16 protein-coding genes are annotated in these 19,524 nt (G+C 62.5%); 11 read left to right on the top strand and 5 right to left on the bottom strand.

All coding sequences use genetic code 11. The features are described from left to right. Window positions 1–6: 6 nt before the first annotated feature. The 3 genes from R1T45_RS18755 to R1T45_RS18745 are packed head-to-tail and all read left to right on the top strand — an operon-like array spanning window position 7 to window position 3,420. Window positions 7–963 carry an ABC transporter permease gene (locus R1T45_RS18755; RefSeq protein ID WP_317389885.1) on the top strand — a complete coding sequence of 319 codons (957 nt, stop codon included), beginning with the start codon at window positions 7–9 and terminating at the stop codon, window positions 961–963. A 2-nt stretch (window positions 964–965) separates the two neighbouring features. Next, window positions 966–1,784: an ABC transporter permease gene (locus tag R1T45_RS18750; protein WP_206054308.1), complete on the top strand. Its 819-nt coding sequence runs from the start codon at window positions 966–968 to the stop codon at window positions 1,782–1,784. A gap of 19 nt (window positions 1,785–1,803) precedes the next feature. Then, window positions 1,804–3,420, top strand: coding sequence for an ABC transporter ATP-binding protein (locus R1T45_RS18745; RefSeq protein ID WP_317389884.1), 1,617 nt, complete (start codon window positions 1,804–1,806; stop codon window positions 3,418–3,420). Between the two features lie 12 nt (window positions 3,421–3,432). Here R1T45_RS18745 and R1T45_RS18740 read toward each other — a convergent pair whose 3' ends face one another. The 5 genes from R1T45_RS18740 to R1T45_RS18720 are packed head-to-tail and all read right to left on the bottom strand — an operon-like array spanning window position 3,433 to window position 9,772. Continuing rightward, entirely contained in the window at window positions 3,433–4,764 is a 1,332-nt protein-coding gene (locus R1T45_RS18740) for an aspartate aminotransferase family protein (protein WP_317389883.1), read from the bottom strand. 3 nt (window positions 4,765–4,767) lie between these two features. Next, the gene (locus R1T45_RS18735) at window positions 4,768–5,880 is read right to left on the bottom strand and encodes a phosphotransferase (RefSeq protein ID WP_317389882.1); all 1,113 of its coding nucleotides are present in this window, start codon (window positions 5,878–5,880) and stop codon (window positions 4,768–4,770) included. Continuing rightward, window positions 5,877–7,166 (bottom strand): ArgE/DapE family deacylase, encoded by a 1,290-nt coding sequence (locus R1T45_RS18730; protein WP_317389881.1) that lies wholly within the window; start codon window positions 7,164–7,166, stop codon window positions 5,877–5,879. The genes R1T45_RS18735 and R1T45_RS18730 overlap by 4 nt, the downstream gene beginning before the upstream one ends. Window positions 7,167–7,184: 18 nt before the next feature. Then, window positions 7,185–8,747: an acetolactate synthase large subunit gene (locus tag R1T45_RS18725; protein WP_317389880.1), complete on the bottom strand. Its 1,563-nt coding sequence runs from the start codon at window positions 8,745–8,747 to the stop codon at window positions 7,185–7,187. Further along, complete coding sequence (locus tag R1T45_RS18720; protein WP_120350376.1) at window positions 8,744–9,772, bottom strand: histone deacetylase family protein; 1,029 nt, start codon at window positions 9,770–9,772, stop codon at window positions 8,744–8,746. Before R1T45_RS18720 ends, R1T45_RS18725 begins: the two co-directional genes overlap by 4 nt. Before the next feature lie 123 nt (window positions 9,773–9,895). Here R1T45_RS18720 and R1T45_RS18715 point away from each other — a divergent pair, with 123 nt between their 5' ends. From R1T45_RS18715 to R1T45_RS18680, 8 genes are all read left to right on the top strand, one after another. Beyond that, the gene (locus tag R1T45_RS18715; protein WP_317389879.1) at window positions 9,896–10,555 is read left to right on the top strand and encodes a GntR family transcriptional regulator; all 660 of its coding nucleotides are present in this window, start codon (window positions 9,896–9,898) and stop codon (window positions 10,553–10,555) included. A gap of 99 nt (window positions 10,556–10,654) precedes the next feature. Further along, complete coding sequence (locus R1T45_RS18710) at window positions 10,655–12,229, top strand: ABC transporter substrate-binding protein (protein WP_411041347.1); 1,575 nt, start codon at window positions 10,655–10,657, stop codon at window positions 12,227–12,229. Window positions 12,230–12,304: 75 nt separating this feature from the next. Further along, on the top strand, window positions 12,305–13,276 hold the full coding sequence (locus R1T45_RS18705) for an ABC transporter permease (protein ID WP_120350379.1): 972 nt from the start codon (window positions 12,305–12,307) through the stop codon (window positions 13,274–13,276). Beyond that, on the top strand, window positions 13,273–14,112 hold the full coding sequence (locus R1T45_RS18700) for an ABC transporter permease (RefSeq protein ID WP_082849458.1): 840 nt from the start codon (window positions 13,273–13,275) through the stop codon (window positions 14,110–14,112). The genes R1T45_RS18705 and R1T45_RS18700 overlap by 4 nt, the downstream gene beginning before the upstream one ends. Beyond that, window positions 14,109–15,731 carry an ABC transporter ATP-binding protein gene (locus tag R1T45_RS18695; RefSeq protein ID WP_317389877.1) on the top strand — a complete coding sequence of 541 codons (1,623 nt, stop codon included), beginning with the start codon at window positions 14,109–14,111 and terminating at the stop codon, window positions 15,729–15,731. The genes R1T45_RS18700 and R1T45_RS18695 overlap by 4 nt, the downstream gene beginning before the upstream one ends. Window positions 15,732–15,770: 39 nt before the next feature. Next, complete coding sequence (locus R1T45_RS18690; protein ID WP_317389876.1) at window positions 15,771–16,517, top strand: SDR family oxidoreductase; 747 nt, start codon at window positions 15,771–15,773, stop codon at window positions 16,515–16,517. 149 nt (window positions 16,518–16,666) lie between these two features. After that, window positions 16,667–17,137: a (2Fe-2S)-binding protein gene (locus tag R1T45_RS18685; RefSeq protein ID WP_317389875.1), complete on the top strand. Its 471-nt coding sequence runs from the start codon at window positions 16,667–16,669 to the stop codon at window positions 17,135–17,137. Continuing rightward, window positions 17,130–19,442, top strand: a complete 2,313-nt coding sequence (locus R1T45_RS18680; protein ID WP_317389874.1) for a xanthine dehydrogenase family protein molybdopterin-binding subunit — start codon at window positions 17,130–17,132, stop codon at window positions 19,440–19,442. The genes R1T45_RS18685 and R1T45_RS18680 overlap by 8 nt, the downstream gene beginning before the upstream one ends. The last annotated feature ends 82 nt before the right edge of the window (window positions 19,443–19,524 follow it).

The raw sequence follows: 19,524 nt of genomic DNA, 5'->3' as shown, positions 1-19,524 counted from the left end.
CTTAAAATGTCCCGGCTTCAGAAGCTTGTTATCGGCCGAGTGTCCCTCGGCATTCTGACCCTCTTTGTCGTATCCGCCCTCATGTTCGTTGGCATCGAACTCTTGCCCGGTGATCTGGCGCAGCAGATCCTTGGCCAATCAGCGACCGAGTTGACCCTCGCGGCATTCCGCGCCGAACTGGGCCTCGATCAGCCCGCGCATCTTCGTTATTTCGATTGGCTGAGCGGCGTGCTGCGCGGTGATTTTGGCACCTCTTTGGCCTCGGGGCGCGAGGTGTCCGAGCTTTTGGGGCCGCGCCTTGCCAATACCATGTTCTTGGCCACCTATGCCGCCGTCATCGCCGCGCCGCTGGCGGTGATCTTGGGGCTGTTGGCCGCGCTGTGGCGCAACACGCTGTTTGACCGGGGCGTCAACCTGACCGCGCTTTCGGCGATCTCCATGCCGGAGTTTTTCGTGGGCTACGTGCTGATCCTGTTTTTGTCGATCAAGGCCGGCGTCTTTCCGACGCTGGCGCGGATCGACAGCGCCACGGGGCTGTGGGACGCGCTTTACCGCAGCTTTCTGCCCGCGCTGACGCTTATTCTGGTGGTCGTCGCTCATATGATGCGGATGACGCGGGCGGCCATCATCAACGTGCTCGCCTCGCCCTATATCGAGATGGCGCGCCTTAAAGGTGTGCCGCGCTGGCGCATCATCGTGCAGCACGCGCTGCCTAACGCATTGGCTCCGATCGTCAATGTCGTGGCCCTGAACCTTGCCTATCTGGTGGTCGGCGTGGTGGTGGTAGAGGTCGTCTTTTCCTACCCCGGTCTTGGGCAGTTGTTGGTGGATGCGGTCTCCAGCCGGGATTTCCCGGTGGTGCAGGCGGTGGGGCTGTTCTTTGCCGCTGTTTATATCACGCTCAACGTCTTGGCCGACATCATCTCGATCATGTCGAACCCGCGTCTGCGGCACGGGAGATAACGATGAAATCTTTGCTGAAATCCGCGCCCCCCTCGGCGATCTTTGGGATGGTGGTGCTGGCCATCGTCGCCTTTACGGGGATATTCGCGCCCATCGTCGCGCCCTATGGCGAGACGCAGGTGGTGGGCGATGCCTATTTGCCATGGAGTGCGGCGCATCCGCTGGGCACCGACAATCTGGGCCGCGATATGCTGTCGCGCATGATCTTTGGGGCGCGCAATACGGTCGGGCTGGCGCTGCTGACGACGGCTATTTCCTTTTCGGTCGGGTCAACGCTGGGGATGCTGGCCGCGCTCAAAGGCGGCTGGCTGGACGAAGTCCTGTCGCGCTTGGTCGATGTGCTGATGGCCGTGCCGCCGTTGATCTTGGCGCTGATGCTCTTGGCCATCGTCGGCCCGTCGATCCCGAATATGGTCGGGGTGATCGCGGTGATCTATGTGGCGCCGGTCTACCGGTTGTCGCGGGCTGCGGCGATGAATGTGGTCGGCCTTGATTTCGTCGAAGCCGCAAGGCTGCGCGGAGAGCGCACGCCATGGCTGCTACGGCGCGAGATTCTGCCCAACATCTGGTCGACCCTGATCGCCGAGTTTGGGGTGCGCTTTTGTTTTGTGTTCCTCTTTATCGCGGCGCTGTCCTTTCTTGGCATCGGGATCCAGCCACCCACGGCGGACTGGGGGTCGATGGTAAAGGAAAACGCCACCTTGATCAGTTTCGGGGATATCACCCCGCTGATCCCGGCGGCGGCCATCGCCTTGCTGACCGTTGCGATCAACCTGATCGTCGATTGGATGCTGCACCGCGCCAGCGGTCTGAAAAGTTAACCGAGCAGGGGCCAAGCATATGGGAAATCTTCTGAACATTCGCGGTCTCCGGCTTGAGGCAGGCAGCCGCGCGCGGCCCAGTGTGATTATCAAAGGGCTCGATCTGGAACTCGACCGAGGGGAGGTGCTGGGCCTTGTCGGTGAAAGCGGGGCGGGCAAAAGCTCAGCCGGGTTGGCGGCGATGGGCTATGTCCGCGACGGGGTGCGCTTTGCCGGGGGCAGCGTCGAATTCGACGGGACCGAATTGATCGGCATGGCGGGCGGGCAATTGCGCCGTCTGCACGGCAAGCGGATCGCCTATGTCGCCCAGTCCGCCGCGGCAAGCTTTAACCCTGCCAAGACGCTGATCGACCAATATACCGAAGCGCCGCGACTGCACGGTGTCTCTGGCCGCGCGGCGGCAGAGCAGGACGCCGTCGCACTCTACCGTCAGATGCAACTGCCCAACCCCGAAGAGATCGGCTTTCGCTATCCGCACCAAGTGTCGGGCGGCCAGTTGCAGCGGGCGATGACGGCCATGGCCATGGCCTGCCGCCCCGACCTGATCATCTTTGACGAGCCGACGACCGCCTTGGACGTCACCACCCAGATCGAAGTGCTGGGCGCCATCCGCGATATTGTCGAGCAATATGACACGGCGGCGATCTACATCACGCATGACCTTGCCGTGGTCAGCCAGATGGCCGACCGCATCTGCGTGATGAAAGACGGTGAGGCGGTCGAGACCGCGCCGACCAAAATCATGCTGGACGCCCCGCAAGAGGATTACACCCGGTCGCTCTGGGCCGTGCGGTCGTTTCGCCGCCCCGATGCAGAGGCCGGGGAAGCTCCGGCGCTGATCCGCTGCGAAGGGGTCTCGGCGGCCTATGGGCCGATGACCGTGTTGGACAATCTCAACTTCACCTTTCCGCGCGGCCAGACGACGGCGGTGGTGGGGGAAAGCGGGTCGGGGAAATCCACTCTCGCGCGGGTGATCGCGGGGCTGCTGCCCCCCGCCTCGGGGCAGTTTTTCTGGAACGACGCGCCGCTGGAGCCGCGGTTGGCCAAACGCGGGGCCGAGACGCTGCGCAATATCCAGATGATCTATCAATCGGCGGATACCTCGCTGAACCCGCGCCACAATATCCGCGAGATTTTGTCCCGCCCGGTGCGCAAGTTCACGGGCCGCAAGGGCCGGGTGCTTCGGGCGCGGGTGGAGGAACTGATGGATCTGGTCGACCTCGACCGCGCCTTTCTTGATCGCAAACCCAGCGAGCTTTCCGGCGGTCAGAAGCAGCGCGTTGGCATCGCCCGCGCGCTGGCCGCCGAGCCTGAATTCATCATCTGCGACGAGGTCACCAGTGCGCTCGATCAACTGGTGGCCGAGGGGATTCTGCGGCTGCTGGTGCGTTTGCAAACCGAGCTGGACCTGACCTTTATGTTTATCACCCATGACTTGGCCACGGTTGAGGCGATTGCCCATAAGGTGATCGTGCTCAAGAACGGCCAGATCGTCGAACAGGGCGGGCGCGATGAGATCTTCGGCGCGCCAAAGCAGGCCTATACCAAACGGTTGCTGACATCGGTGCCGCAGATGGATCCGGAATGGCTGACCGAGGCCCGCGCGCGGGAGCGGTCCTTGCGCGAGGCGGAGTAGGGCGCTGGCGGTTTATATACCCGCGGCGCGCGCCGCGGCAAAGGCGGCCTCTGCCACGTCGAGAAACAGAGCGGCTTCGGGCTGCTGCAACACAAGGGGCGGGCGGATCTTCAGCACATTGGCCCCCGGCCCGGTGGCGCTGATCAAGACGCCATTCTGGCGCATGTGGTTCACCACGAATTTCGCGCGGGCGGCGTCGGGGACATTGGTCGCGCGCGAAGTGACGCATTCAACGGCCAGAAACAGCCCCGCGCCGCGCACATGGCCGATCTCGGGGTAACGCGCCGCGATATCCTGCAGGCCGTTCTTGAGGGCCCCGCCGACCGTGGCAGCATTGTTCTGCAACCGCTCATCCGCGATCACGTCTAGCACCGCCATACCCGCAGCCGCGGCCACCGGGTTGCCACCAAAGGTGTTGAAATACCGCGCCTTTTCGCCGAACTCTTGCACCAACTCTGGCCGCATAGCGGTGCCGGAGAGGGGGAAGCCATTGCCCATTGGCTTGCCCATCGTGACCATGTCAGGCACCAGCCCGTGGCGCTGAAACCCCCAGAATGCGTCGCCCGTGCGGGCAAAGCCGGGTTGCACCTCATCGGCGATGAAAAGCCCGCCTTCGGCGCGGATCAGGTCGACCGCCGGTTGTAGGAACCCCGCCGGATCAGGGTGCAGCCCGTCGCTGGAAAAGATCGTATCGACGATGAAGGCCGCAGGCTCGATCCCATCGGCGCGCATTTCGGCAATCGCTTGAGACAGATCAGCGGCGAGTTTCGCGCCCTGCTGCGCCTCGGGGATGCGGAGCGTGTCGGGCGCGTCGATCAGACGGATGCGCGGGCTGCGCGGGGTGAAATCGCCCAAGGATGGGGACAGTTCCGCCACCGCCTCGGTCAGCCCATGATAGGCAAGGCGGGTGACGATGACCCCTTCGCGCCGGGTATAGCTGCGGGCGATGCGCAGGGCGATGTCATTCGCCTCGGACCCGGTGCAGGTGAACATCACATGGCCGAGTGCGTCGGGCATTGTGGCGAGCAGCCGTTCGGCGTAAGTCACCACGTTTTCATGCAGATAGCGGGTGTGGGTGTTGAGCACGCCCAATTGGCGGGTGATCGCCTCAACCACGCGCGGGTGGCAGTGACCGACCGAGGCGACGTTGTTATAGGCATCAAGGTATTTGCGCCCGTCCTTGTCCCACAGCCAGACGCCTTCGCTGCACTCAATGTGCAGCGGTTGGTCGTAAAACAGCCGGTAGGCGGGGCCGAGCGCCTTGGCACGGCGGTCGATCAGGGCGCGGTCGTCCGGGCTGAGGGCCTCGGCTTGGGCGCTGTCATAGGCGTTGATCATGGTCATCGGTCACTCCGTTCCCGCCGCACGGTGCAGGGCTTTGATCGCGGCGGCGTCGCCAATTTCGTCGAGTGCTGCCAGCCCGCGTTGCGAGGCGGCGGCGTTGCGCAGGATATAGGGGGCGTTGTCGGGATAGCGCCGGGCGCGGGAAGCGCCGATTGCCAAGGTGGTGGCATGGCGCAGGCGGATCAGACTGGGCAGAAGCGCGATTTCCTCGGCCTCCAGCGGCAGCCGTGCGGCAAAGCCCGCGACCATCTCGCAGACGTTTTGTAGCGGCTCAGCGCCTTGGCCGAGTTGATAGGAGCAAGCCACCGCCAGATCGCAGGCCAGCGGCGTATGCACCATGTCACCGAAATCAATCAGCCCGACGGGATGCCGGGCCTCCGGCCCATCGACCAGAATATTGTGCGGATTGAAGTCGTTATGAACGACCTGTGCCCGCAGATGTGGAAGCTGGGGCGCGACTTCTGCATCAAAGTGATCGAGGGTTCGCCCCAGTTGGGCGCGCAGGGCTGCGTCTTGCACATCCGCCAGCAGCGGGCGCAGATGGCCCGCCTGTTTGATGTCCCACTGCAGGAAATGCCCCCCCGCCGGATGGAAAAAACCGCGCAGACCCAGTGCCACCCGCGCGTGAAAATCCCCCAAAGCGCGGTGAAGGCCGGGCCGGGGCGTGGCATTGCTGAGGACAGTGCCGCCAAGGAAGGTCATGAGCCGCACGACATGGGGCTGACCGTCAGCCGCTGTGGCAACCTCGGCCGCCTTGCCATTGAGGCTGGCGCAGATGCGCTGCACCGGCAGATCGGGATCAGCAGAGGCCAGATGCATCAGGGCTGCGGTCTGCATATCGGTCACGGCACGCTCTTCGGCGGCATTGGTGATCTTCAGCAGCGCCTGTTGCCCGGTGGGCAGGGTGATCAGGAAATTCGCATCCTTTTCCGCCGCAAGCGGCTTGATTTCGCCTGAGATACCATAGCGCTGCAAGGCAACCTCTGCCGCGCGCGCCGCGTCAAAGGCGGGCGGATCTTGCGCAAGCAGGTCGGTTTTGTTTCCGCTCTCTTCGACCAACACGCCACTCAGGAGCGGGGGCAGGCCGCCCTGAGGCGTGATCCCGACCTCGGTCATGGGGTGATGTCCTCGGTCCCGCACCATTCGGCGATAAACAGCGCCATGGCTTGGGTGATTTTCTTGACCGAACTCAGGCTGACGGATTCATTGATCCCGTGGATGTTGCGCGACTTCGGCCCGTAACAAAGCGCCGGTATCTTGTTATACAGCGCATAGACCCGTGTATCGAGATAGCCCGCCGTCATGAAAGACTGCAGCGGCGCGCCGATGGCGTCTTCGTGGGCGCGTTCCAGCACCGCTTCGGCCTCGCTGCCCGGCTCCAGCACATAGCCTTCGGCGTGAAAGCCGTTAAAGACCACTTCGGGCGGGTTGTTGGACAGGAAGTTGTCGGTCTGGGCAAAGGCTTTGACCCGCTCGGTAATCTCGCGCGCGGCATCCTCGGCGCTTCGGCCCGGATAGATGGAAACGCGGCAGTCGATGTTGCACCATGACGGCACGGAGGACGCCCAATCGCCGCCTTCAATCTTGCCGATGTTGAGGTTGATCGGATGGGCTTCGTCTTCAAAATGCGGGTGGTCGCCTTTCTCGGCGTTCCAGTCCTCCTCCATCTCACGCAGGGCGGTCATCACGCGCGTGGCCGCGTCGATGGCGTTGGCGCCTTCGCCCATCTCGCGCACATGGACGGGTACGCCGCGCACTTGCACTTGAAACCAGATGACGCCGGTATTGGCGCGCACCAACATTTCTTCTTCGGGTTCGGGAATGAAAACCGCATCGGCGGTGTAGCCTTGTAGGAACGTCTGCAACGCGCCGTTGCCGGTGGATTCCTCTTCGACCACGGATTGCACATAGACGGTCGCCGCTGGTTGCAACCCAATGCGGCGCAGCGCGTCTAGGGCAAAGATATTCGCCGCAGCACCCGCCTTCATATCGCCTGCGCCCCGGCCATACATCCAGTCGCCGTCGATCTTGGCCGAGTAGGGCGGATCATCCCACATGTCGTGCAGCCCTTCGGGCACCACGTCGAGATGCGATTGCAGGATCAGCGAGCGGCCCGCCTCATCGCGCGGGCGGTGGATGCCCACGACGATGGGGGCGTCGGAGTGATCGTCAGAGTATTTCGAGCCGCCGGGATGTGCCTCGATCGCGGCGCGGTCCATCTTGAAGCGGTCCATCGCATAGCCACGGTTTTGCAGGTTGCGAAACAGCAGGTCTTGGATCGCATGTTCATGGCCGCGCAGGGAAGGGGTCTGCACCAGCTGCTGGGTAAAGCTCACTTGCTCAGCAAACCCATCTTCGACAGCCTGAAGGATGCGGGATTTCAGATCAGGATCGAGGGTCATGTCGTGTCCTTTCAAGGGTTAAAGCATCGCTTCGATGAGGAAGGGGCCGGGCTCTTTCGCCGCGTCCTCAATGGCACGCATCAGTTCGGCGATGTCTTCGACACGTTTGCCCGGTACGCCCATGCCCTTGGCCATGGCAACGAAATCCAATTGCGGACGGTCGAGGTTCAGCATGCTCAGCGCGTCGGGGCCGGGCTGCGCGCCGACGTTGTGCAGCTCACCCTTGAGGATCTCATAGGACTGATTGGCGAGGATGATCGTGGTGACGTTGGAGTTCTCGCGCGCTTGGGTCCAGAGTCCTTGGATGGTGTACATGGCCGAGCCATCTGCCTGCAGCGTGATGACCGGACGGTCGGGGCAGGCGATGGCCGCTCCGGCAGAAAGCGGGATACCGATGCCGATGGACCCGCCGGTCAGGGCCAGCCACGTGTTCGGCGCCGCACTGTCGCCCGCGGGGAAGGTGGCTCCGCCGGAGGAGACGGCTTCATCCACCACAATCGCGTCTTCCGGCAGCGCATTGGCCAAAGCCGCGCCGAGGTTTTGCAAGGTGATGCCGCCCGCCTGTGGTGCCGCGGGCCGTGCGTGGTCGCGCGGGGTGGCGGGTTTCGCGCCGATGCGGTCTGCGAGTGCGGCCAAAGCCGTAGGGCCGTCCGCATCGACGGCGGCCAATGTGACGGTGTGGCAATCGGCCGGCAGCAGCAGGCTCGGTTTGCCGGGATAGGCAAAGAAGGCCACGGGAGGTGGCGTCTCAATCAGGATCGCGCGGCTGTAGGGAGCAAGGCATTCAAGGGCCGCGTTGATCGGGTAGGGGACTTTGTTGATCGCAAAGCGGCCCTGTCCGCGCTCCATCCGGCGGTTCGAGGTGGGCGCGAGGATGTCGGCCCCGGTCTTGTCTGCGATGCCGTGCAGCAGGGCCATCGCCTCTTGGTTTTTCAGCACCTCGCTGCCGACCAGCAGAACGGTTTTCTCGCCGCTCTCCAAAGCGTTGATCGCGGCATCTAGCGCGCGTTCATCCAGCGGGGCAGGGGCAGCGGGGGCCACGGCCTCGGCCATCTTGCCGCCCGCGTCCCAGCCGATGTCCGCAGGGGCGATCAGTGTGGCGACCTTGCCGGGCTTGCTTTGCGCCACGGCGAGGGCGGTCATCGCATCCGCCGCAAAGCTGCCAGCATCCCGGCCCGAACGCACCCAATCGCTGAAGGGCGCACAGGCGCCTTCGACATCTGCCGAGAGGGGCGCGTCATACTTTTGGTGCCGCAGCGCGTGGTCGCCCACAAGGTTCACCATCGGCACCCGTGCCTTGCGGGCGTTGTGCAGGTTGGCGGCGGCGTTGGCAAAACCGGGCGCGAGGTGCAGCAGGGTCACCGCCGGTTTCCCGGCCATGCGCGCATAGCCATCGGCGGCACCGGTCACCACGCCTTCGAACAGGCCCAAGACGCAGCGCATCAGTTTGGTCCGGTCCAGCGCGTCGACAAACTGCATCTCGGAGGTGCCGGGATTGGCGAAACAGACCTCCACCCCGCCCGCGTGCAGGCTGCGGACAACGCTTTCAGCGCCATTCATCTCTTTGGGTGTCTTGCTCATGCTGTGGCCTCGCGGAATGTCGTGAGAAATGATTTTGCGTTATCGGCAAGGGAGGGGCCAAGGTAGCCGCCCTCTTGGATCAATGCTGTGGGAAGGTTGAGCGCCGCCAAGCGCCGCGCCATTTCGGCAAAGCCGTCGGGGTAGACGTTTACGGCGGCCAGCGGATCATCGGCGGCCATGTCAAAACCCAGTGAGACCACGAGCGCCTCGGCTCCGAAATCACGGATCGCGGCGATGCCTTTGTCGAGCAAGGCCAACACGTCATCTTGGCTCGCGCCCTGTTCCAGCAGCAGGTTCAACGATTTGCCCGCCCCGTCGCCTTCGCCCGTTTCATCCGCATGGCCAAGGTAGAAGGTGGGGTAGGTGGCCGGGTCGGGGTGCAGCGAGCAAAAGAAGATGTCGCCGCGTTCGTAGAGGATGTCGAGCGAGCCATTGCCGGTGTGCACGTCGATATCGATCAGTGCGACCTTTTTGTAGGTCTGGGTCAGATGCTCCGCCGCAATGCAGGCGTTGTTGAAAAAGCAAAACCCGTTCGCGCAATCGCGCATCGCGTGGTGGCCGGGCGGACGGCAAAGCGCATAGGCGGCGCGGGCACCGGCCGCCACGGTCTCGGCGGCCTCCACGGCGGTTTGGGCCGACCAATAGGCCGCGTCCCATGACCCTTCGGTCAGCGGGGTCGATGTGTCGGTCATCCACCAGCCCAACTGGCCGTGAATGTCTTTGGGTTCTTTGCCGCGCCGCACGCCGGGGTGCATGGTGGGAATGGCCAGCGCCTCTGGCCCCGCGCTTTCGACGAAGCGGGCATGGGCGTCGGGCAGGAAATCAACGTAATCGGGGTTGTGCACCGCCTTGATCGGGGCAAGCCCGTGGTCGTGGGGTTTGGCAATCTCAAACCCTTCGCCGATTAACATATCGCGTAGAATTTCAGCACGTTGTGGCTGTTCTTGATGCGGCATGGCCGCGCCGCGCCGAAAGTAGTGGGTCGGTGCGTGGCCAAGCTGGCGTTCGTCGAAAAAGACTTTCATCACATTCCCTGTGGTCTGATGTCGCTGCGGCGGAGCATTGCAGTTTTAATTTGCAGGCTCAATAGAAATGATGCATCATGCATCAAAACTGGCCACGGTTTGGTCGGTAAGGACGAGGGCGCGATGGCCGAGATCAGTCAAGTTTCATTGGGCGATGCGATCTATGATCGGGTCTGTCAGGACTTGGTGGAAGGCAAGCTGCGCCCGAATGAAAAGGTCACCATTCGCGGGTTGGCTGAGCGGTTGGGCACCAGTTCGACGCCAGTGCGCGACGCGGTGCAGCGGCTCTTGCGGGATGAGGCTTTGATCCAGCGCAGCATGCGCGACGTGCGCGTGCCGGTGCTGACAGAGGCGCAGTATCTTGAGATCGCAAGCATCCGGCGCGAGTTGGAGGGGTTCGCCGCAGGCCGCGCCGCCGAGATGGCGGGCCCCAAGGAAATCCGCCGCCTGAAAAAGATCGTGGAGCGGAATGAGGCCGCAGCCGTGGCCGGGCGTTGGCCGCAGGCGGTCAAGTACAATCAGGAGTTCCATTTCGCATTGGTGGAGGCGGCTGAGATGCCCATTCTGCTGGCGATACTCAGCGGGCTGTGGCTGCGCATGGGGCCGCTGATTGCCGGGTACTATGCGCGGGAGCAACTGGGGCTGGTCCGGCATCATCAGGCGATCATTGCCGCCTGTGAAAGTCGCGATCCTGCGGCGGCTGCCGCGGAGATGCGCGCAGACATAGATGACGCAAAGGAGGGGATCATCAGATACATCCAATCGTTCACCATAGACGAATGAGCAATTCAAGCGCTGCGCATCGCGCGGCCATCACCCGAGCGACTGCAAGAAGCCGACACCAGAGCGGACGCTGTCACTGGGCGAGTCAAAGCAAAACCAATGGGGATTTACATGCTACACACCACTAAATTAACCGCAGCCGTTCTGGCGCTGGCACTGGCCGGGCCACTGGCCGCGCAGGATGGCGAACCAAAGTCCGGCGGCACGCTCAACGTTGTGATCCAGCCCGAACCGCCCAGCCTGATGATCGGCCTTGTGCAGAACGGCCCGACACAGATGGTCGGCGGCGATATTTATGAAAGCCTGCTGCGCTATGATTTCGATCTGAAACCCGAAGGCCAATTGGCTGAATCTTGGGAGATTTCAGAGGACGGCAAGACCTATACCTTCAAGCTTCGCGAAGGCGTGGTTTTCCATGATGGAGAACCGTTCACCTCGGCGGATGTCGAATTCTCCATGGATAAGTTCCTGCGCGAAAGCCATTCGCGGATGCGCACCTATATGGAGCATGTCGAGAGCATCGAGACGCCCGACGATCACACGGTTGTCTTTAACCTAAAGCAGCCCTTCGGCCCCTTCATCGGTATCTTTGAGCCCGGCACCGCGCCGATGATCCCAAAGCACATCTACGAAGGCACGGATTTCGCCAACAATGAGGCGAACAACACGCCCATCGGCACCGGCCCGTTCAAGTTCGACGAATGGGAAAAGGGCAGCTTCATCCATCTGGTGAAGAACGAAGACTACTACATGGAGGGCAAGCCCTACGTCGACGAAGTCTATTACCACGTGATCCCCGATGCGGCCTCGCGCGCGGTGGCCTATGAGACCGGCAAGGTCGATGTGCTGCCCGGCGGCTCGGTCGAAAACTTCGACGTGGCGCGCATTCAGGCGATGGACAACACCTGCATCACCGACAAAGGCTGGGAATACTTTGGCCCGCTGTCTTGGATGTGGGTGAACAACGACAACGCGCCGCTTGATGATGTGAAGGTGCGCAAGGCGATCATGCATGGCGTCGACCGCCAGTTCGCCAAGGACGCGCTGTGGAATGGTTTGGGCAAGGTCTCGACCGGACCCCTGTCGTCTTCCACACGGTTCTATGATGGTGAGACACCGGACATCACCTTTGACCCGGAAAAGGCCAAGGCCCTGCTGGAAGAAAGCAGCTATGACGGCGAAACCATCCGCATTCTTGGTCTGCCTTACGGTGAGACTTGGCAGCGCTGGGCCGAAGCGGTCAAACAAAACCTGAGCGAGATCGGCATGACGACCGAGATTGTGCCCTCGGACGTAGCGGGTTGGAACCAGAAGGTTGCGGACCGTGACTATGATCTCGCCTTTACCTATCTCTACCAATACGGCGATCCGGCACTTGGCGTTTCGCGGACCTATATGGGCGACAATGCCGCTCCCGGTTCGCCTTGGAATAACGTGGCAAACTATCAAAACGCCGAGACGGACAAGCTGTTTGCCGAAGCGGCGCTGATGGCCAGCCCCGAAGAGCGCAAGGCGGCTTATAAGGAAATCCAAGACAAGATCGTCGAAGACGTGCCGAACATTTGGCTCTTGGAACTGGGTTTCCCCACGATCTACCGCTGTGACGTCAAAAACCCTGTTAACACCGCCTTTGGCGTGAACGACGGTTTCCGCGACGTGTGGCTCGACAAGTAAAAAAAGCGACAACGCTCAAGGCCCGAGCCGTTTCGGCGGCTCGGGCGGATCTTAGAACAACACGGGGCGGATAGCGTGATACGTTTCATATTGGGCAGGTTGGTCAAGGCGGTGTTTATCCTGCTGGCGATCCTTGTCTTCAATTTCCTGCTGATCCATGCGGCACCGGGTGACCCTGCGGCGGTCATGGCGGGCGAAGCCGGGGCGGCGGATGAGAAATTCCTTGCAGATCTGCGGGCGCGTTTCGGGCTGGACCAACCGCTCTACATGCAGCTTTGGCTCTATATCAAAGGCGCGGTGCAGCTTGATCTGGGCTATTCCTTCCGCCAGCAGATGCCGGTGGCCGAGATGATCGGCGACCGTCTGCCAGCGACGCTTTTGCTGACCGGCGTGGCCTTTGTGCTGTCGCTGGTCTTGGGTGTGACCGCCGGTGTCGCGGCCTCGGCCCGGCAGGGGCGGTGGGGTGACACGCTTATTTCGACCTTCGCGCTGCTGTTTTATGCCACGCCGCTGTTCTGGGTCGCGCTGATGGCGACGCTGGTGTTTTCAGTCTGGCTCGAATGGTTGCCGGGCTTTGGCTACTCGACCATTGGCGCGGGCTATACCGGTATGGCCCATGTGCTGGACGTGGCCAAACACCTCGTCCTCCCGGCCTCTACCTTGGGGCTGTTCTTTACCGCGATTTATATGCGCATGACGCGAGCTTCGATGCTGGAAGTGTCGCGGCTCGATTTCGTCAAAACCGCCCGTGCCAAGGGGCTGACCCGCGGCGTGATCCAGCGGCGCCACATCCTGCGCAACGCGCTTTTGCCGGTCATCACGCTGGCCGGGCTTCAGGCGGGGCAGATCTTTGGCGGGGCGATCCTGACCGAGACCGTCTTTGCATGGCCCGGCATCGGGCGGCTGATGTTCGAGGCGATCAACCAGCGAGATTACAACGTGATCCTTGGGGTCTTTTACATCTCGGCGGCCATGGTGCTGCTGTTCAACCTGATCACGGATGTCATCTATGTCATTGTTGATCCGCGGATAAGGCTGACAACATGATGAGCTTTTGGAAACGTTTTAGCTATAACCGGGGCGCGGTCATTGGTCTGGTCATCCTGACCTTCGTCGTGGCCGCGGCCATCCTCGCGCCCATCCTTTTCCCGCAAAGCCCGTGGAAAATGGTGCAGCGCCCCTTTCTGCCGCCATTTACCCAAGATGGGCTGATGTTGGGCACAGATGCGCTTGGCCGCAATGTGCTGGCGGGGCTGGCCCATGGCGCTTATGTGAGCCTGCTGGTTGGCTTGGTCTCAACCATCGTGGCGCTGGCCATCGGGGTGCCGGTCGGGGCGGCGGCGGGGTATTTCGCGGGGCGGATTGATGATGCGCTCATGCGCTTTACCGAGTTCTTTCAGACCATCCCCAGCTTCGCCTTGGCGATCGTGCTCTTGGCGATCTTTCAGCCCAGCCTGACTTTCGTGATCATCGCGATCTCCATCGTGTCATGGCCCCCGGTGGCGCGTCTGGTGCGGGGCGAGGTGCTGTCGCTCAGAACCCGCGAGTTTGTCGAGGCGGCAAGCCTGTCGGGCCTCGGCAACCTTCAGATCATCACCCGCCACATCCTGCCCAACGCGCTGCCGCCCATTATCGTGCTGGCCTCGCTCATGGTGGCGCAGGCGATCTTGCTGGAAAGCTCGCTGTCTTTCCTAGGGCTGGGCGATCCGAACATCATGTCTTGGGGCTATATGATCGGGGCCGCGCGGACTGTGATCCGCACCGCATGGTGGCTGTCGTTCCTGCCGGGGATGGCGATCCTTTTGACCGTGCTGGCGCTGAACCTGATCGGCGAGGGCCTGAACGACGCGCTGAACCCGCGATTGACGAGGAAATCCGAATGACCCTGCTTAGCATCCGTGATCTGTCTATCGCTTTGCCCGTGGGGGCGGACCGGCTCTATGCCGCCAAAGACATCAACTTTGACCTCGCACCGGGGGAGATCCTCTGCATCGTTGGCGAAAGCGGGTCGGGCAAATCCATGTCGGCCAATGCGGTGATGGGGCTGCTGCCGCAAGGTGTTGAACCCGACAAGGGCAGCATCACCTTTGACGGGCAGTCGATCCTCAACCTGTCTGAGAAAGAGATGTTGAAGCTGCGCGGTAGCCGCATTTCGATGATCTTTCAGGAACCGCTCAGCGCGCTGAACCCGCTGATGCGCGTCGGCGCGCAGATCGCTGAGGTGTTCGAGGCGCATGGCGCGCTCAACAGCTCGGAACGGCGTGCGCGGGCGTTGAAACTGTTGGAGGAGGTCGGCATTCCCGACCCGCGAGCGGCGATCCGGGCCTATCCCTTCCAACTGTCGGGCGGGCAGCGGCAACGGGTGATGATCGCGATGGCCTTGGCGCTGGAGCCTGATATCCTGATCGCGGATGAGCCGACGACGGCGCTTGATGTAACCACGCAGGCGCAGATCCTCACGCTGATCGAAGACCTGCGCCGCAAGCGTGGCATGGCGGTGATTTTCATCACCCATGACTTTGGCGTGGTGGCCGATATCGCCGACCGGGTCATCGTCATGAAAAAGGGCGAAATCGTCGAAGCTGGTCCGGCCCAAGAGGTGCTGCTGAAACCCCAGCACCCCTACACCCGCGCCCTGATCGACGCGATTCCCCGGTTGACCCAAACCGACGCGCCCGAGCAGGTAGAGCGCGCGCCGCTGCTCAAGGTCGAAGGGCTGCAAAAGACCTTTTCGACCGGCTCTGGCACGCTCTTTGGCAAGCGCCGCGTGGTGAAAGCCGTGCAGGACGTGAGCTTTGAGCTCTACGCAGGTGAAACCATCGGCATCGTCGGCGAGTCCGGTTCGGGCAAATCCACCGTTGGGCGTTGTCTGGTGCGCCTGCTGGACCCAGATGGCGGGCGGGTGCTGATGGATGATGTCGACATCGCCCATATGTCCGGCGCGGAATTGCGCGCGCAGCGGCGCAAGTTGCAGATGATCTTTCAAGACCCGTTCTCGTCGCTCAACCCGCGCGCCCGTGTCTCGCGTATCCTGACCGAAGGGCTGATCGCCTATGGCACGCCGGATAAAGAGGCAAAGGCCAAAGCGCGTGAACTGCTCGAACTGGTTGGGCTGGATGAAAGCGCGATGAAGCGTTTCCCGCATGAGTTCTCAGGCGGGCAGCGGCAGCGGATCGGCATTGCCCGTGCATTGGCGCTAGAGCCGTCGATCATCATCGCGGATGAGGCCGTCTCGGCGCTCGACGTGTCCATTCAGGCGCAGGTGCTGGACCTGCTGGCCGAGTTGAAAACACGGCTGAACCTATCAATGCTCTTTATCACCCACGACCTGCGGGTCGCGGCGCGGATTTGTGACCGGATCATCGTCATGCAAAAGGGCCAGATCGTCGAAGCCGGGCCGGTCAGCAAAGTGTTGCACGATCCCGATACCGCCTATACGCGCAGCCTGCTCGACGCTATTCCGGGGCAGGATTATGAACGCGCGCTGGCGGCTGCCGACTAGGGCGCTATGTCAGGCGTTACGCCAGATTTGGATCAAGCGATGGATACTGCGGTTCAAGACCAAAAGACGCTGCTTTTGACGGGGGCGAGCCGGGGCATCGGCCATGCCACGGCCAAGGCTTTCGCGGGCAAGGGCTGGCGGGTGATCGGTTGCTCGCGTCAGGCGTTTTCGCCCGAATGCCCTTGGCCCGGTGGGGCGCAGGATCATGTGCAGGTCGATCTCAGCGACCCGAACCAGACGATTGAGGCGGTCGCGCAGGTCAAGCGGCTGCTGAACGGTAACCCGCTGCATGCGCTGGTCAACAATGCAGGCATTTCGCCAAAGGGTGAAGATGGCGCGCGGCTCAGCACGCTCGACACCGATCTGCGGACGTGGGGGCAGGTGTTTCATGTGAATTTCTTTGCCTCCGTGGTGCTGGCGCGGGGGCTTCAGGATGAACTCTCTGCCGGGCGCGGATCGGTGGTGAATGTGACCTCTATCGCCGGGTCGCGGGTGCATCCCTTCGCCGGTGCGGCCTATGCGACATCCAAGGCGGCGCTTGCCGCGCTGACCCGTGAAATGGCCCATGATTTCGGCCCGCTGGGCGTGCGGGTGAACGCAATCGCGCCGGGCGAGGTGGAGACGGCGATCCTCAGCGAAGGCACCGACAAGATCGTGCGCGACATCCCCATGCGCCGCCTCGGCCAGCCGGATGAGGTGGCGCGGGCGATCTATTTCCTGTGTAGTGAGGAAAGCTCTTATGTCTCGGGCACCGAGATTGAGGTTAATGGCGGGCAGCACGTCTAAGGGGCGGCCCGGTTGATCTGACAATCGCGTGATCAGCGCAGTCTTGCGCTGTCATCTCAGGCCATTGGAACTATGTTCAGCCGTTCACATCAGGGCAGCTATACGCGCGCTCCCCTCAGGCAAATCATACCCCAAGGGACAATCACTTCATGATAAAATTCGAATTGAACGGGCGGCAAATCTCTGTCGACGCAGACCCGGACATGCCCCTGTTGTGGGCGATCCGCGATGAAATCGGTCTCACCGGCACCAAGTTTGGCTGCGGCATCGGCGCCTGCGGCGCTTGTACCGTGCATATCGACGGCACGGCGACACGGTCCTGCATCACCTATCTGGCGGATGTTGAGGGCCTGTCGGTCACCACTATCGAAGGGCTGGACGAGCAGGGCAACCACCCCGTTCAAGAAGCATGGCGCAACCTGCGCGTGCCGCAATGCGGCTACTGCCAGTCGGGTCAGATCATGCAGGCAGCATCGCTGTTGCAAGACACGCCCAACCCCAGCGACGAAGATATCGACGCGGTGATGACGGGCAACCTTTGCCGCTGCATGACCTACCCCCGTATCCGTCAAGCCGTGCGCGACGCCGCCACCGCAATGGGAGGCTCCGACAATGGCTAATCTTATGTCCCGCCTGAAAGGCTCCAACACTCAATCGCAGATGACCCGCCGTGGGTTTTTGGTGTCCATGACTGCCGCGGGCGTTGCCTTTGGCTTCCCACAGGCGTCGAATGCCGCGATGAACCCCGCCGTGCCGGATGGCACACCGATCGCGCCCAACGGCCAGCCCTTCGAGCCGTCGATGTGGTATTGGATCGACGCCGAGGGTCAGGTCAACGTCAACATCATCCGCGCCGAAATGGGCCAGCACGTCGGCACCGCCATCGCGCGTATTCTGGCGGATGAGTTGGAAGTCGCCTGGGAGAATGTTCACATCACCCACGTTGATACGGCTGAGAAATGGGGCTTGATGGTCACCGGCGGCAGCTGGTCGATCTGGCAAAGCTGGCCGGTCTACCGTCAGGCAGGCGCTGCGGGCCGTGCCGCGCTAATCGAAGCGGCGGCGGCCAAGTGGGGCGTTGATGCCTCTGGCCTGACCGCACGCGACGGTGCTGTGACCGATGGCACGCAAAGCATCAGCTACGGCGATCTGGTGGCCGAAGGGCTCGACCGGAGCTTTACCGAAGACGAATTGGCAGCCCTGCCGTTGAAACCCCATGCCGATCTGCGCCTTGTGGGCCAAGACGTGCATCCTCTTGATCTGGATACGAAGACCACCGGTCAGGCGATCTATGGCTTGGATGCCAAGGTCGATGGCATGGTCTACGGCGTGCCGATGCTGCCGCCGACGCGCTATGGCTCCAAGGTCAATTCAGTCGATGACAGCGCCGCGAAAGAGGTCAAAGGCTACCTTGAGACCGTGGTGCTGGATGACCCATCGGGCACCGTGCCCGGCTGGGTTGTGGTGCTGGGCAAAACGCTCCACGCCGCGCGGATAGCCACCTATGAGATCAGCGTCGATTGGACCGCAGGCGAAACGGCTGATGTGTCCGAGGACGATATCCAAACCCGTTCGCGCGAGTTGATCGGAAGCGATGCCGGGTCGATCCTGCACACGGAACAGCCCGAGACCAGCGCCGTTTTCGACGCCGCCACCGAGACGCTTGAGGCCGAGTACACCACGCAATCCGTGCTGCACTTCCAGATGGAGCCGGTGAACGCGACCGTCTTCCAGAACGCCGATGGCGTCTGGGAAACTCACGCGGGCAACCAGTGGCAGTCGTTGATCCTGCCGACGCTGGCCGTCGCGTTGGAGGTGCCCGCCGATAAGATCGTGATGCGCAGCTACATGCTGGGCGGGGGCTTTGGCCGCCGGTTGAACGGTGACTATATCGTGCCTGCAGCGCTGGCGTCCAAGGCTGTGGGCAAGCCCGTGAAACTGGTCTTCTCCCGCGAGGAAGACGCCCAGTTTGACAGCATTCGCTCGCCTTCGGTGCAGAAATTGCGCATGGCGTTTGACGATGGCAAAGCCGTCACGGGCATGGAACACCACGCCGCCGCCGGTTGGCCGACACAGGTGATGGCACCGGGTTTCATGCCCAAAGGTGTCAACGAAGAACCCTATGATCCCTTTGCCATCGACGGTGCGGATCACTGGTACAGCGTGGGCGCGCACCGCGTGCGGGCGATCTCCAACGATCTGGCGAATGCGACCTTCCGTCCGGGTTGGCTGCGCTCGGTCGGGCCGGGCTGGACCAACTTTGCTGTCGAAAGCTTCATGGACGAGGCCGCGCATAAGGTCGATGCCGATCCGTTGCAGTTCCGTTTGGATCACCTGAAGGCCGAAGGCATCAACGCGGGCTCTGCGCCCAATGCGGTTGGCGGTGCGTCGCGTCAGGCGGCTGTCTTGCAGCGCGTGGCCGAGATGTCAGGCTACGGCAAGACCGACTTGCCCGAGGGCACGGCAATCGGGATCGCCACCACCTTTGGTCAGTCGCGGACCATGCCAACTTGGACCGCAGCCGCGGTCAAACTGGCGGTGGATGCCGAAACGGGCGAGGTCGCTGTCGAGAAGATGTGGCTGGCCTTCGATTGTGGCACCGTGGTCGACCCCGACGGGGCGCGCGCGCAATGCGAAGGCGCGGCGCTCTGGGGCCTGTCCATGGCTCTGCATGAGGGCACGCGGATCGAAGACGGCAATGTCGTTGATCTCAACCTCGGGTCTTATACGCCGTTGCGGATGGTTGATGTGCCGGACATCGAAGTGGCCTTTGTCGAGAGCACGGAAGCGCCCGTCGGTCTTGGCGAGCCGGGCACCACGGTCATCGCGCCGGCGGTTGCCAACGCGATCTTCAACGCCACCGGGGCGCGGGTACGGCATCTGCCGATCACCGCTGATGCGGTCCTCGCGGCGCTGGAAAGCTGATACCAAGAGACGGGCGCGACATGCCGCGCCCGTCTTTCATCTTGGCCGGGGGCGTCGTCGTCTTGAGCGGGAGGTGCATTCG

Source organism: Sulfitobacter sp. LC.270.F.C4, assembly GCF_032922545.1.
Lineage (GTDB): Bacteria > Pseudomonadota > Alphaproteobacteria > Rhodobacterales > Rhodobacteraceae > Sulfitobacter > Sulfitobacter profundi.
The sequence above is the reverse complement of the archived record's forward strand: the minus strand, read 5'-3'. Positions and strand labels throughout refer to the sequence as shown.